Genomic DNA, 13,751 nt, shown 5'->3' with positions numbered 1-13,751 from the left:
ACCACTGCGGCTTTGAGAAAGTCTGTTTGAATTGTAGAGCGCGGAGCATAGGTTACTTGCCAACTTAACTCGCTTAAACTTTGGGCGAGTTCAGACTTAGGAGTAATTCAATGGCCGGTAGCGTCAATAAAGTCATTTTGGTTGGAAATTTGGGCGCAGATCCGGAAGTTCGCCGTACGCAGGACGGTCGTCCGATCGTCAACTTGCGTATCGCTACTTCGGAGAGCTGGCGTGACCGTAACAGCGGCGAGCGCCGTGAGCGGACTGAATGGCACCGTGTTGTTGTGTTTAACGAAGGCCTTGCAAAGGTTGCCGAGCAATTCCTGCGCAAAGGCTCCAAGGTTTACATCGAAGGTCAGTTGCAAACTCGCAAATGGCAGGACCAGAGCGGCCAGGATAAATACTCCACCGAGATTGTTCTGCAGGGCTTCAACTCTACGCTGACTATGCTTGATGGTCGCGGCGAAGGCGGTGGTGCAGGCGGCCAGGGTGGCCAGTCCGGAGGCTTCGGCGGCAGCGGCGGCGGTGGCGGCGGATACGACCAGGGCGGTGGCTTTGGTGGTGGTGGCTCCAGCAATCAGGGCGGCGGCTTCGGCGGTGGCGGCGGTGGCGGCGGTGGTGGCCAAGCACCATCTGGCGGCTTCGGCGGTGGAATGGACGACGAAATTCCGTTCTAAGCCAAGCATGTAATTCAAGATGGCCCGGAGTGAGCGCAGGTTCACTACCGGGCTTTTTTGTGTTCCGGCGTGAGGTCCTGATCAGAGGGTGATGCGGGTAAGGGTCTTACCTTGCGACTTTACTCGGGCTTAAATGGATTGGTTGCAGCTATGGGGATTGGAGAGCTTGTTTGCAGAGATGTGTCGTCAGTGCTTGCTCTCAAAATAATAGAGAAACAGCTCATAAAGATGCGATGCTAGCAAAACAAATAAATTTAAGGAGAGAATTGGTACGCCCAAGGGGAATCGAACCCCTGTTTCCGCCGTGAAAGGGCGGCGTCCTAACCGCTAGACGATGGGCGCACACTACAGCATTTGCGCAATGTGGCGCGCTGTGAGGAGGCTTATAAGTTTTCAGTAGGATATTGTCTAGTGCTTAAAATTTTATAATTCAAACAATCCACAAATATGGATTTAGTCTATTCCTTTCTTAATTATTGTTAGATTTCAGCGCCTCAATTGAAATTGAGGCGCTGAAATGCTTGTGCTGAAATTACCAGCTGCCGGTGTTGCCCATGGAGAGCCATGGCTCAGCTGGCTCAAGGCTTCCACCTTTTTGCAGAAGCTCAATGGAAATTCCATCTGGAGAAACAATGAATGCCATACGGCCGTCGCGTGGTGGTCGGTTGATTGTGATCCCAGAGGCTTGGAGTTTTTCGCAGGTCTCATAGATATTGTCGACTTCATAGGCGAGGTGGCCGAAGTTGCGACCTCCGGCGTACTCTTCCGGATCCCAGTTGTATGTTAGCTCGAGTGCTGGTGCGGAAGATGCGCTGAAGCTTTCTTTGTCTTCAGGCGCAGCTAGGAAGACAAGTGTGAAACGGCCAGCTTCGCTTTCGTGACGGCGAACTTCTTCCAGCCCAAAGATACTGCAATAAAACTTCAGGGATTCATCAAGATCTTTAACGCGGACCATGGTGTGTAGATAACGCATGTCGAACTCTTTCTTTTATGGGATTGGCTCTGTGAAGTGGGAACCAGCAGAGGTTGAAGTTGGCCGAAGCTAGCGCGAAAAAAGCTAGGAGGGAAGGGTGCCTAGTATTTCTGAATTCTGAATATGCAAGGTATGCTCCGCAATAGTGTGTATCTGATGACGAGCGGAGACTTTGAAAGTAACGCGGGGATTCATGGGATAAAATCTTCAGTAGTGTTAGCTATACCCCCTCCAAACTTCAGGTAAATGGTGTTGATAGGACAACACTAACCAAATCAATGGGGGATCATTTAGCTCTTTGTTAATTTTTTACCTTTTTGCCGTCGGGCGTAATGATATTCTTTTTGTGGAATCAAGTGGTGTTCGGTTTTGATCGAGCGTTACATTTCAGATGCGGCAAATTTCGGGGCATTCATCATGGTGGTAAAAACGGCGCCTCAGTTAGGCTCTGTCGAGGACCTGGTTGACGATACAGCCTTAGATGTTCTTCAAGTGGCAGGAACAATCAAGTGGTTTGATATTGGTAAAGGCTATGGTTTTGTAGAGCCGGAAGACGATCTGCCTGACGTCTTGTTGCATGTTACATGCTTGCGCAGGGACGGCTATCAGACAGCGTATGAAGGCGCGCGTGTTGTTTGCGAGGTGCTTAATCGTCCGCGCGGATTGCAGGCGATGCGCATTCTTTCCATGGATGAGAGTTATGCGGTTCATCCTTCTCAGCTACCACCTTCTCGGACGCACGTGCAGGTGACGCCAGAGGGTAGCTTTATCGACGCGGAAGTGAAGTGGTTTAACCGGGTCAAGGGCTTTGGTTTCCTAACGCGCGGCGAGGGAACGGAAGATATCTTTATTCATATGGAAACATTGCGCCGTTTCGGTATTACGGAGTTGCGGCCCGGCCAAAAGGTACAGGTGCGCTTTGGTGACGGGCCGAAAGGCAAGATGGCTGCGGAAGTTCGGCCTGTCGGGAGTGGTACTCACATTCCGGCATCTCACTGACGAGAGGCTGATCGTTTTCAGATCACATTCCTGAGATTTGCTAGTTTTAAGCCCTTGGTGACTTGCCAAGGGTTTTTCTTTGGCTCAAAGCTAAAGAAAACGAGGTTTAGGGCTATATGACGGTTCTTCGAATTGCATTCATTTTTGTTTTGCTGGGTATGACATCGACGGTTGCTGCAGGTATGAGAACTGAAATTCTTGAAGTGCGTAGTGCCAATGGAACGCATGAGTTTCAGGTTGAAGTCGCTGAAACGCCTGATGACAGGGCTCAAGGTTTGATGGGCCGAACGGATCTGACGGCTGATCAAGGGATGCTGTTCATTTTCCCGCAGTCAGGTCTTCAGTACTTCTGGATGAAAAATACGCCGACTTCGCTTGATATCATCTTCATCGGGTCTGATTATAAAGTGAAAAGTATTGCTGCAAACACAGTGCCGTACTCGGAAGAGATTATTCCTTCCGGTTTGCCTGCTCAATATGTTTTAGAGGTGGTGGCTGGGCGCGCGGCTGAATTGGGTATTCAGCCTGGAGATCGCGTTATCCGTATCCCATAGATGAAGCGTTTTGTGGTTCGCAGGAAAGTGTGCTGACTGAGGAGTTCAGTCAGCACAATAGCGGTTAAAGGCTGTTTTTGAATTGGAGCTTTTTCTCCCAATCCAGCGCATGTTTTACGATTGTTGGCAGGTCATCAAAGCGTGGCTTCCATTCCAGATTGCTCATGATTCTGGAGTTGTCTGCGACAACTTTTGGAGAGTCGCCAGCACGGCGCGGCTCTTTTTTCACCTCAAAATCAATATCTGATACGGCTTTCACAGCGTCGATGACCTGAAGGACTGAGTAGCCGTCACCGTAGCCTGCGTTCATGATAATGCTATCTCCGCCATCGCGCAGGCGTTTTAGGGCAAGGTAATGTGCGCTTGCAAGGTCGGAAACGTGGATGTAATCGCGCACACCGGTCCCATCTGGTGTGTCGAAATCATCGCCAAAAATGCCGAGATGGGTGCGTTTGCCGAGAGCAGCTTCGCAGGCTACTTTGATCAGATGCGTCGCATTCTTGGTGGATTGGCCAGTGCGACCTTCGGGGTCAGCGCCTGCCACATTGAAATAGCGTAGAGCCGTGTATTTGAACTCGTGGGCGGCGGCGGTGTCGCGCAGCATAAGTTCTGTCATAAGCTTTGAGGTGCCGTAAGGGCTTAAGGGGGTTAGAGGTGTATCTTCAGAAACTGGGATAACTTCTGGATCACCATAAACTGCTGCGGTTGATGAGAAAATGAAATGCTTGATGCCATTCTTTACGCAGGCTTCAATTAATGTGCGCGAGGCTGCTGTGTTATTCTCATAATATTTCAATGGGTTAGAGACAGATTCTGGGACGATAATTGAGCCGGCGAAGTGAATGACCGCAGAGATGTCGTGGTTGCGGAAGATTGTCTGGAGCAGATCAAGGTCTGTGATTTCGCCTTCGTAAAGCTTGGTGCTCTGCGGGATGGCCCAATCGAAGCCCGTGGACAGGTTGTCTATGACGACAAAATCCTCTCCAGCGTCGTGAAGGCACCACGTCATGTGGCTTCCAATATATCCGCAGCCGCCTGTTACAAGTATGGTCATTGTCTGCTCCAAAATTCTTAGTATGTAAGCTTCTTAAGGGTTTAATCTGTGTGTCACTAGGCGGATAAACTACTCGCCCTCAAGAATCTGATGATCGCGCGCAGCCTGGACTTCAAGGAATACGCGTCCGATCAGTGGTTGCGTTCGTTTGATCGTGTCTTCCAGTGAGAAAATGACCTCTTCAACTGCGCCTGCTGTCAGGGCATCTTCGAAATCCAGAGAGGCTGCGAGGAGGACGTCATTCGGACCCAGGTGCAGTGTGCGGATTTCATTCACGCCCTTTACAGCTGCAGGTGCTTGCAGGATTTCTCGCACGGATGCGACTAGCTCGTCTGAAGCGCTTTCGCCGATGAGGAGGCCTTTGGTTTCCAATGCCAGTACAAATGCTGTGCCTGCGAGGATGAGGCCAATTACGACAGAGGCTGCTCCGTCCAGCCATGCAATGCCCAAAGCTTGAGCGCCGTAGATGCCGGCAAATGCTACGAGCAGGCCAAGCATTGCGGCTGTATCTTCGAAAAGTACAGTGAAAACTGTTGGGTCTTTGCTGTCGCGCACAGCGGTAAGGAAAGGGCGCTTGCCTTTGGTTTTTTTGAACTCTTTGTAGGCGACCATCCAGGCCCAGCCTTCAAAAATGATTGCGAGCCCAAGAACGATATAAGCGATCAGAGCAGATTCAATCGGGTGAGGATTGAGAATTTTCTGAATGCCTTCGTAGAGCGAAATCCCTGCTCCAACGGCGAAAATCATGATGGCGACGACAAATGCCCAGAAGTAAATTTCTGAGCCGTATCCGAACGGGTGTTTTTCATCTGCAGGTTTTTCAGCGCGCTTCATGCCAAGCAGCAGCAGGCCCTGGTTTCCTGTGTCAACGAGTGAGTGAATGCCTTCGGATAGCATTGCGGCAGACCCAGTGTAGGCTGCGGCAGCAAATTTGGTGATTGAAATGAGTGTGTTGCCAGCAAGGGCGGCGAAAATCACTTTTTTTGAGCCGTGGGCAGCCATTCGAATCCTCCGTGAAATACAAGGGTGACTTTACGAAGGGGATTTGGGACTGCAAGCTTTAACTCATTTGGGGAGAAGAGCGCCCACAAGAGGTATGGGCGCCCACCTGAATTATGAATGCATCTCGATTAACGAGAAGATGCCGTCTGCAACGAACTGAACGGACAGCGCTGCGAGGATCACACCAAAAAGACGGGTGATGATGAGCTGAACTGTAGAGCCGAGCAGTTTATCGATGCGTGCTGCCAGCAGAAACACGAAGAAGCTGAGTGCGAGCACAGACAGAAGGACTGCGATCAGGCTCATCTGGCCAGCGAAGCCCGGTGCCTGACCGGCGAGCAGGATGATTGCAGAGATAGTTGCCGGGCCTGCAATGAGCGGAATAGCCAGCGGGAACACTGCTGTCTGGGACAGATCTTCCTGTTCGACAACCTTTTCCGCACTTTCAGCTTTACGTTTCTGGCGATGCTCGAACACCATCTCAGTTGCAATGATGAAGAGCAGAAGGCCGCCTGCAACCTTAAATGCAGCTTGAGAGATGCCGAGAACTTCCAGAAGCTGGCGTCCGGCAAAGAAAAATGCCAGGAGCGTGATGCCAGAAATGACTATGGCTTTAATCGCGATCTGACGGCGCTCAACACTGCTTGCCCCGGCGGTTACGGCCAGAAAAATTGGAGCCAGGCCAATCGGGTCGATGGTGACAAACAGCATGGCAAATGCATTGATGAGGAACTCAATGAGCATTGCGCTTTACCTTGTATGTGGTTTAGCCCATCTTTGGGCGCTTTTACCCGCATTTCTGCGGTTCTTGAGAGGGCGCTACCAGACAATGTTGTATTTGGCAAGGGTTTGATAGGATTTTGCACTGCCTGCGTATAGCTTAGTATTTTTATGAGGAAGAGCGATGCTTTTGAGCAACGAAACTGTGTAGAAAGGCCTAGTAACCGGTGGTCGATGAGGCCGTGGGGTAAGGTAGTTGTTATTAGGTGTCTTTTCAGGGCTTGTGGCGTTTGGTTCTGCGGTTTGAATCGGCTATAAAGGCTAGGAATTCTGACTTAAAATTGATGAGAATAATCCTTGGCAGATCAGGACTTAAGTACACCACCAGGTGGCCTACCTAGCGACATTCGGCCCGTCTCTATCACAGATGAAATGAAGCGCAGCTATCTCGATTACGCAATGAGCGTGATTGTGAGCCGTGCGCTTCCCGATGTTCGTGATGGTTTGAAGCCGGTTCACCGCCGTATTCTGTATTCTATGCATGAAAACGGATATGAGTGGAACAAGCCCTATCGTAAATCCGCCCGCGTCGTTGGTGACGTTATGGGTAAATATCACCCACATGGTGATAGTGCGATTTATGATGCTCTTGTTCGTATGGCGCAAAATTTTTCCATGCGCCTGCCACTCATTAATGGGCAGGGCAACTTTGGCTCGGTTGATGGTGACCGTGCTGCAGCGATGCGTTACACAGAGTGTCGCCTCGAAAAAGTTGCTCAGACACAGCTTTCGGATATCGACAAAGATACGGTGAACTTCAATGAGAACTACGATGGCTCCGAGACGGAACCTGAAGTTCTCCCAGCACGCTATCCGAACCTACTGGTAAACGGTGCTGGCGGTATTGCTGTTGGTATGGCAACCAACATTCCGCCACACAATATGGGTGAAGTGATTGATGGCACGATCGCAATGATCGAACGCCCTGAAATCACTCTGCCAGAGCTGATGGAAATTATCCCGGGTCCGGACTTCCCGACCGGTGGTATTATTCTAGGCCGTGCTGGCATCAAATCAGCTTATGAGACCGGACGTGGTTCCGTTCTTATGCGCAGCCGGGTTGAGACGGAAGAAATTCGCTCAGGCCGTATGGCATTGATTGTCACTGAAATCCCTTATCAGGTGAACAAATCCTCTATGATCGAAAAGATCGCAGAGCTTGTTCGTGAAAAGCGGATTGAGGGCATCTCTGATATTCGCGACGAATCAGATCGTCGTGGCATGCGCGTTGTTATTGAGCTGAAGCGTGATGCGGTTCCTGATGTTATCCTGAACCAGCTCTATCGTTATTCTCAGCTTCAACAGAGCTTTGGCTGTAACGTGGTGGCTCTGAATGGTGGTCGTCCTGAGCAGCTTGCTCTGCAGGATATGCTGAAAGCGTTTATTGCTTTCCGTGAAGAGGTTATTGGTCGCCGGACCCGGTTCCTTCTGAACAAAGCGCGTGATCGTGCTCATGTTCTTGTAGGTTTGGCTGTTGCGACTGCCAACATTGATGATGTTATTCATCTTATTCGCACGGCACCTGACCCTGCGACTGCGCGCCGTCAGCTGATGGAGCGTAACTGGCCAGCGAAAGACATCGAGCCGCTGATCCAGCTGATTGATGATCCACGCTACGCTATTCAGGAAGATGGTACGTTCAAGCTTTCTGAAGATCAGGCTCGCGCCATTCTGGATCTGCGCTTGCAGCGTCTGACTGCTCTGGGCCGTGACGAGATTGGCGATGAACTCGACAAACTGGCGACGGAGATCAAGGATTATCTTGATATTCTGCGTAGCCGTGAGCGTATTCTTCACATCGTTCGTACCGAGCTTGAAGAAGTACGTGATGAGTTTGCGACACCGCGCCGGACAGAAATTACCGATGGTGGTGGAGATCTGGATGATGAAGATCTGATCCAGCGTGAAGATATGGTCGTGACCGTATCTCATACCGGCTACATCAAACGCGTTCCTCTGGACACCTACCGTGCGCAGCGTCGTGGCGGTAAGGGCCGGTCTGGCATGCGGACGAAAGACGAAGATTTTGTAACCCGTCTGTTCGTTGCCAATACGCATACGCCGGTTCTGTTCTTCTCTTCTCGCGGTATTGCTTACAAGATGAAAGTCTGGCGTTTGCCTCTGGCCAGCCCTCAGGCACGTGGTAATGCTTTGGTCAATATGCTTCCTCTGGAGCAGGGTGAACGCATCACATCTATTTTGCCGCTTCCTGAGAACGAGGAAACGTGGGCAGAGCTGGACGTGATGTTTGCGACCAAGCGTGGAACCATCCGCCGGAACAAGCTTTCAGACTTCGCTCAGATCAACAAAAACGGCAAGATCGCCATGAAGTTGGAAGAGGGCGATGGCATCGTCAACGTTATGACTTCGACGGAAGATGATGATGTTCTGCTGACGACCTCGTCGGGTATGTGTATTCGCTTCCCGGCAACGGATGTTCGTGTGTTCTCTGGCCGTAACTCCGTTGGTGTTCGTGGGATCAACCTTGCTGAGAGTGATCACGTCATCTCTATGACGATCCTTGGTCACTTCGAGTGCGATTCAGAAGAGCGGACGGCTTATCTGAAGCTTTCCCGTGCTATGCGCGGTGAGGAAGCAGAAGATAATGTGTCCTTTGAGGACGCGGGCATCTCCGAAGAACGCTTTAAAGAGATGGACGAGAGTGAAGAAGTCATTCTTACTGTTTCTGAAAAGGGTTATGGCAAGCGCACAAGCTCGTACGAGTACCGCACTACCGGTCGTGGCGGTAAGGGTATCGCGGCGATGACGGTGAATGATCGTAATGGCCGCCTGGTTGCGTCTTTCCGTAGTGAGGACAGCGACGAGATTATGCTGGTGACCGATGGTGGACAGCTGATCCGTTGCCCGGTTAACGGCATCCGCATTGCAGGTCGTTCGACACAAGGTGTGACTGTGTTCAATACCTCTGCTGAAGAGCAAGTTGTTGCAGTGGAGCGCATTAGCGAAGCTGACGACGATGAAAACGCTGACGTAGAAGGCGCCGTCGAGACCGGTGCAGACACCGAAGGAGCAGACGCAGAGAGCGCTGCTCCGACACCTGAGGGTGACGGTGGTGAAGCGCCAAGCACTGAGTAAGTGATGTAGATTCTAGAAAAAGGCGGGGCATATGCTCCGCCTTTTTTGTTTCTGGTTATTTCATTCTGAGAGAGGGAATTGCACTTTTGTGAGTGATATGGATTTTGCGACTTTCATTGTGCTTTTCTAGAAGCACGTCTTGGGTAGATCCAACTATCGATCCAATTCTGCATGATCTGTCCTAAATGGTATGGCCTAATTGTCAGAAATAGCTTGAAACGCATGGGTAAAATGAGTTCAATCTCGCCAAAGCCCAAAAGGTAAGTGTCATTTATGATGCTTATGGGGAGAGGCATTTGTGACGCGAGAGATTATATGAAGCGCATTGCACTTTATCCGGGGTCTTTTGATCCTATGACACACGGCCATCTGGACATTCTGGAGCAATCATTGGTTTTGGCTGATGAAGTGATTGTAGCTATTGGTATTCAGGCTTCCAAGGCTCCGTTGTTTTCCTTTGAAGAACGTGTGGATTTGATCCGCCTTGCTTGTGAAGAGCAGTTTGGTGCAGAAAATGCTGCTCGTATTCGTACAGTCTCCTTTACTGGGCTGGTAGTGGATGCGGCGAGAGAGCATGGCTCTAATATTCTGGTGCGCGGACTTCGAGACTCGACTGATCTCAATTATGAAATGCAGATGGCTGGAATGAATGGGGCGATGGCATCTGACATCAAGACCGTATTTTTTCCAAGCTCACCAGTGATGCGCCCCATTACGGCTACACTGGTGCGCCAGATTGCAAAGATGGGGGGAGATTACAGTTCGTTTGTCCCCAAGTGTGTTGAGGCTGCGCTTAAAAAGCGCTTTGAGATTGCTTAAAAACAACGCAACAGAAAAGACTGCCTATTTGATAGGGTTAGACTTTTTTAGCGCGTCGCGTTTATGTGCAATCACATAACACCCGCTAAATTTTGTTTTGTGTGCGTATCTCTTTTCGAAAGCCAATTGGGAGTTTGAGAGGTACGCCTTGGCTAAGACAAGGACAGAAATCTTGCTACGTATCCTGACAGCATGTGCGATGGTTGTGGGCGCATTTATGATGCCATTCACTGCTAGCGCGAAAGATCTTGAAAACACGATTTATCTGGACCTGAAAGACGGACGCGTTGAAATTGCGCTGCGTCCTGATCTTGCACCTGAGCATGTGAAGCGTATTAAACAGCTTACACGTGAAGGCTTTTATGATGGCATCGTATTCCATCGTGTGATTGACGGTTTCATGGCGCAGACTGGCGACCCAACCGGCACAGGCATGGGCGGCTCTGAAATGCCTGACCTGAAGGCTGAGTTCTCCAAGGCTCCGTTCAAGCGCGGTACTCTTGGCATGGCACGTTCCCGCAGCCCAAACAGCGCGAACTCTCAGTTCTTCATCATGTTCAATGATGGGTCCTGGCTTGATGGTCAGTACACTGTATTTGGTGAAGTGGTTTCCGGAATGGACGCTGTAGACAAGATCAAACGCGGCGAACCTGTTCGTAACCCTGATAAGATCATCAAAATGCAGGTTGCGGCAGACGCCAAGTAGAGGCTATGTCTGCACTCAGACTTATTCTAAGATAAAGGACAGTCCCGTGGCTGATATCAAAGATCCAGAAAACACACTGCTGCTGGAAACTACTCAGGGTAACGTTGTTATTGAACTGCGTCCTGACCTGGCACCTAACCACGTTGCTCGTATTAAAGAGCTCGCACGTGAAGGCTTTTACGACGGCATCGTGTTCCACCGTGTGATTGACGGCTTCATGGCTCAGACCGGCTGCCCTCAGGGCACAGGTACTGGCGGCTCCGGCAAGAAGCTGAAAGCTGAGTTCAACGATGCGAAACACGTTCGGGGCACATGCTCCATGGCTCGCTCTATGGATCCAAACTCTGGCGACAGCCAGTTCTTCATCTGCTTCGGCGATGCATCCTGGCTCGACGGTCAGTACACCGCATGGGGTCAGGTTGTTGAAGGTATGGACAACGTTGACAAGATCAAACGTGGTGAGCCTGTTTCCAACCCAGATAAGATTGTCTCTTTGAAGGTTGCTGCGGACGCTTAATAGCGAACGCACTGCGAATTATAAAAGGCTCGGCATTTTGCCGGGCCTTTTTGTTAGGGCTATGCAAATGGACGCAGCGCTCTTCTAAACAGGTTGACCTAAATCGCATCAAGGGGTATCTCCCTCTGGCTTCAATCGTTTGACTGCGGGACAGGTGACAGCAAGGCCTGCAGAATACAAACGGATTTGGCAATAATTCCAATAAGACAGCACGGAGATGGCGACCACATACTGTGCGGCGCTGATTTGCTGTTTTGTAAAACTGGATACCCTATGCTGGTTGATGATTTTGATTTTGATCTGCCACCGGAAAACATTGCGCTCCGCCCGGCAGTTCCGCGTGATAGTTCACGGATGTTGGTGGTGCGCCCTGATGGTGAGCAACTGCTGACAGATGATCAGGTGCTGTCTCTGCCTGATCTTTTAGAGCCGGGTGATGCGCTCGTCTTTAATGATACAAAAGTTATTCCGGCACAGCTGCTTGGCTTCCGCTCGCGCGATGGCGTGACGGCAAAAGTTGGTGTGACATTGCACCAGCGTGCCAGCGCGAAGGAATGGCGTGCCTTTGTTCGTCCAGCTAAGAAACTGAAAGTTGGCGATACTGTTCGTTTTGCTTTTGATGAGGAAAGCAAAGATACTGCAGAGTTTTCTGCTGTTGTGACTGAGAAGTCCGAGGCTGGCGATATTCTGTTTAAGTTTGACCGTTCTGCCGGTGAGCTGGATGCTGCGATTGCACAGGTGGGGCACATTCCGTTGCCGCCATACATTGCAGCTAAGCGGGCTGAAGATGATCAGGACCGCAAAGATTATCAAACCATCTACGCAAAATATGAAGGTGCTGTTGCTGCACCCACTGCTGGTTTGCATTTTACAGATCAATTGTTTGCTGCCCTTGAAAAACGCGGTGTTGAGAAGCACTTTGTGACGCTTCATGTGGGCGCTGGCACGTTTTTGCCAGTCAAAGCTGACAAGACTGAAGACCATAAAATGCACTTTGAGTATGGCGAGATCAGCGGTGTGACAGCTGCAGCGCTCAACGCTGTTCGTGCCCGTGGCAACAAAATTGTTTCCGTTGGTACAACTTCACTGCGCATTCTTGAGAGCTCAGTTTCTGAGGACGGCGTGATTAACCCGATTTCTCAGAGCACCGACATTTTTATTACGCCGGGCTATCAGTTCAAAGCCATTGATGCGCTGATGACCAACTTCCATTTACCGCGCTCAACGCTGTTTATGCTTGTGAGTGCGCTGAGTGGTATGGACGAAATGCGCGCTGCTTATGAGCATGCGATCAGCACTGGCTACCGTTTTTACAGTTATGGAGACAGCTCGCTGCTGTTCAAGAAGGCTTCCAAATGACCGAAACATCTCGTGAAACACAGCAGGGCACCAAGCCGTTTTCCTTCAAGCTGCTGAAAACAGATGGCATGGCGCGCCGCGGTGAAATTACAACGCCGCACGGCAAGGTTCGTACGCCTGCGTTTATGCCGGTTGGTACACAGGCGACTGTAAAGGCTATGTATCCGCAGCAGGTGCGTGATCTGGGGGCGGATGTTGTTCTCGGTAACACATACCATTTGATGCTGCGCCCGACTGCTGAGCGGATTGCCAAACTTGGTGGCCTGCACAAATTTATGGGATGGGATCACACGATCCTGACAGACTCTGGTGGGTTTCAGGTGATGTCTCTGTCTGGTCTTCGCAAGATGACCGAAGAAGGCGTAACCTTCTCGTCTCATCATGATGGGTCAAAGCATTTCATGAGCCCGGAGCGTTCTGTTGAAATTCAGGGCCTGCTTGGCTCTGATATCCAGATGCAGCTTGATGAGTGTATTGCTCTTCCTGCTGAGCGGGATGAAGTTGAGCGCGCCATGCAATTGTCTTTGCGTTGGGCTGAACGCTCCCGTGCTCAGTTTGAGAAGATGGGCGGCCCAGAAAAAGGGCAGGGCCTTTACGGTATTGTTCAGGGCGGGGATGTGCCGGATCTGCGTGTTGAATCAGCTCAGCGGCTTGCTGAGCTTCCGATGGAAGGTTATTCCGTTGGTGGTCTGGCCGTTGGTGAGCCTCAGGCCGTCATGCTGAAGATGCTGGAGATCACGACGCCTGCGATGCCAAAGGACAAGCCGCGTTATCTGATGGGTGTTGGCACACCAGAAGATATTCTGGAAAGTGTCGCGCGTGGTATTGATCAGTTTGACTGTGTGATGCCAACCCGTGCTGGCCGTCATGGTTTGGCCTATACCCGATTTGGTAAAGTGAACCTGAAGAATGCGCGCCATTCTGAAGATCCGCGCCCGTTGGATGAGCAATCCAACTGTGAAGCAACTTCCAAATACTCCCGCGCTTACCTACACCATCTGGTGCGTGTGAATGAAGGTCTGGCTGCGATGCTGTTGACCTGGAACAACCTTGCTTACTACCAGTACCTGATGCAGGGCATCCGTGATGCGATTGATGAAGGTCGATTTGAAGAATTCCGCCAGCAGACCAAAGAAGACTGGGCACGTGGTGACAGGGAGCCTTATGTTTGGTCATAGGGTTCAGTGAGTATAAAAACTACGAAGGCTTGGGCGT

The 13,751-nt window shown here is 50.7% G+C and carries 13 protein-coding genes and 1 tRNA gene; 9 read left to right on the top strand and 5 right to left on the bottom strand.

Annotation, left to right across the window (positions count from 1 at the left end; all coding sequences use genetic code 11):
- Window positions 1–110 precede the first annotated feature (110 nt).
- Entirely contained in the window at window positions 111–677 is a 567-nt protein-coding gene (locus PsAD5_RS01665) for a single-stranded DNA-binding protein (RefSeq protein ID WP_063290841.1), read from the top strand.
- Between the two features lie 267 nt (window positions 678–944).
- Here the strand turns inward: PsAD5_RS01665 and PsAD5_RS01660 are convergent.
- A tRNA-Glu gene (locus PsAD5_RS01660) sits at window positions 945–1,019 on the bottom strand.
- Window positions 1,020–1,209: 190 nt separating this feature from the next.
- Entirely contained in the window at window positions 1,210–1,650 is a 441-nt protein-coding gene (locus tag PsAD5_RS01655) for a VOC family protein (RefSeq protein ID WP_057466264.1), read from the bottom strand.
- 417 nt (window positions 1,651–2,067) lie between these two features.
- On the opposite strand from PsAD5_RS01655, the gene PsAD5_RS01650 reads away from it, so the two are divergent.
- Both PsAD5_RS01650 and PsAD5_RS01645 read left to right on the top strand, forming a co-directional pair.
- Window positions 2,068–2,649 (top strand): cold-shock protein, encoded by a 582-nt coding sequence (locus tag PsAD5_RS01650; protein ID WP_057466310.1) that lies wholly within the window; start codon window positions 2,068–2,070, stop codon window positions 2,647–2,649.
- A 116-nt stretch (window positions 2,650–2,765) separates the two neighbouring features.
- The gene (locus PsAD5_RS01645; protein ID WP_084407853.1) at window positions 2,766–3,203 is read left to right on the top strand and encodes a DUF192 domain-containing protein; all 438 of its coding nucleotides are present in this window, start codon (window positions 2,766–2,768) and stop codon (window positions 3,201–3,203) included.
- A 64-nt stretch (window positions 3,204–3,267) separates the two neighbouring features.
- On the opposite strand, the gene galE is transcribed toward PsAD5_RS01645, so the two are convergent.
- The 3 genes from galE to PsAD5_RS01630 all read right to left on the bottom strand — a co-directional run bounded on the left by galE (window position 3,268) and on the right by PsAD5_RS01630 (window position 6,003).
- Window positions 3,268–4,257, bottom strand: coding sequence for a UDP-glucose 4-epimerase GalE (gene galE, locus PsAD5_RS01640; RefSeq protein WP_084405888.1), 990 nt, complete (start codon window positions 4,255–4,257; stop codon window positions 3,268–3,270).
- 69 nt (window positions 4,258–4,326) lie between these two features.
- Window positions 4,327–5,259 (bottom strand): cation diffusion facilitator family transporter, encoded by a 933-nt coding sequence (locus PsAD5_RS01635; protein ID WP_063290839.1) that lies wholly within the window; start codon window positions 5,257–5,259, stop codon window positions 4,327–4,329.
- Between the two features lie 111 nt (window positions 5,260–5,370).
- A complete protein-coding gene (locus PsAD5_RS01630) occupies window positions 5,371–6,003 on the bottom strand; it encodes a MarC family protein (RefSeq protein ID WP_057466267.1) in 633 nt (210 codons plus the stop codon).
- Between the two features lie 408 nt (window positions 6,004–6,411).
- Between PsAD5_RS01630 and gyrA the strand changes: the two genes are divergently transcribed.
- The 6 genes from gyrA to tgt all read left to right on the top strand — a co-directional run bounded on the left by gyrA (window position 6,412) and on the right by tgt (window position 13,714).
- Window positions 6,412–9,135 (top strand): DNA gyrase subunit A, encoded by a 2,724-nt coding sequence (gene gyrA, locus PsAD5_RS01625; RefSeq protein WP_373456212.1) that lies wholly within the window; start codon window positions 6,412–6,414, stop codon window positions 9,133–9,135.
- 315 nt (window positions 9,136–9,450) lie between these two features.
- Window positions 9,451–9,954, top strand: a complete 504-nt coding sequence (coaD, locus tag PsAD5_RS01620; RefSeq protein WP_063290837.1) for a pantetheine-phosphate adenylyltransferase — start codon at window positions 9,451–9,453, stop codon at window positions 9,952–9,954.
- A 199-nt stretch (window positions 9,955–10,153) separates the two neighbouring features.
- On the top strand, window positions 10,154–10,660 hold the full coding sequence (locus PsAD5_RS01615) for a peptidylprolyl isomerase (protein ID WP_063290901.1): 507 nt from the start codon (window positions 10,154–10,156) through the stop codon (window positions 10,658–10,660).
- 55 nt (window positions 10,661–10,715) lie between these two features.
- Window positions 10,716–11,177, top strand: coding sequence for a peptidylprolyl isomerase (locus PsAD5_RS01610; protein ID WP_093521872.1), 462 nt, complete (start codon window positions 10,716–10,718; stop codon window positions 11,175–11,177).
- 273 nt (window positions 11,178–11,450) lie between these two features.
- Window positions 11,451–12,536 carry a tRNA preQ1(34) S-adenosylmethionine ribosyltransferase-isomerase QueA gene (gene queA / locus PsAD5_RS01605; protein ID WP_063290836.1) on the top strand — a complete coding sequence of 362 codons (1,086 nt, stop codon included), beginning with the start codon at window positions 11,451–11,453 and terminating at the stop codon, window positions 12,534–12,536.
- Complete coding sequence (tgt, locus tag PsAD5_RS01600) at window positions 12,533–13,714, top strand: tRNA guanosine(34) transglycosylase Tgt (RefSeq protein WP_063290835.1); 1,182 nt, start codon at window positions 12,533–12,535, stop codon at window positions 13,712–13,714. Before queA ends, tgt begins: the two co-directional genes overlap by 4 nt.
- Window positions 13,715–13,751 lie beyond the last annotated feature (37 nt).

The organism is Pseudovibrio sp. Ad5, from assembly GCF_001623095.1.
Taxonomy (GTDB): Bacteria; Pseudomonadota; Alphaproteobacteria; order Rhizobiales; family Stappiaceae; genus Pseudovibrio.
The sequence above is the reverse complement of the archived record's forward strand: the minus strand, read 5'-3'. Positions and strand labels throughout refer to the sequence as shown.

Coding starts and splice junctions, on each gene's coding strand:
- PsAD5_RS01665 (WP_063290841.1), top strand. CDS start 111: ATGGCCGGTAGCGTCAATAAAGTCATTTTGGTTGGAAATTTGGGCGCA.
- PsAD5_RS01630 (WP_057466267.1), bottom strand. CDS start 6,003: ATGCTCATTGAGTTCCTCATCAATGCATTTGCCATGCTGTTTGTCACC.
- PsAD5_RS01650 (WP_057466310.1), top strand. CDS start 2,068: ATGGTGGTAAAAACGGCGCCTCAGTTAGGCTCTGTCGAGGACCTGGTT.
- PsAD5_RS01645 (WP_084407853.1), top strand. CDS start 2,766: ATGACGGTTCTTCGAATTGCATTCATTTTTGTTTTGCTGGGTATGACA.
- gyrA (WP_373456212.1), top strand. CDS start 6,412: ATGAAGCGCAGCTATCTCGATTACGCAATGAGCGTGATTGTGAGCCGT.
- PsAD5_RS01615 (WP_063290901.1), top strand. CDS start 10,154: ATGGTTGTGGGCGCATTTATGATGCCATTCACTGCTAGCGCGAAAGAT.
- galE (WP_084405888.1), bottom strand. CDS start 4,257: ATGACCATACTTGTAACAGGCGGCTGCGGATATATTGGAAGCCACATG.
- tgt (WP_063290835.1), top strand. CDS start 12,533: ATGACCGAAACATCTCGTGAAACACAGCAGGGCACCAAGCCGTTTTCC.
- coaD (WP_063290837.1), top strand. CDS start 9,451: ATGAAGCGCATTGCACTTTATCCGGGGTCTTTTGATCCTATGACACAC.
- PsAD5_RS01655 (WP_057466264.1), bottom strand. CDS start 1,650: ATGCGTTATCTACACACCATGGTCCGCGTTAAAGATCTTGATGAATCC.
- PsAD5_RS01635 (WP_063290839.1), bottom strand. CDS start 5,259: ATGGCTGCCCACGGCTCAAAAAAAGTGATTTTCGCCGCCCTTGCTGGC.
- queA (WP_063290836.1), top strand. CDS start 11,451: ATGCTGGTTGATGATTTTGATTTTGATCTGCCACCGGAAAACATTGCG.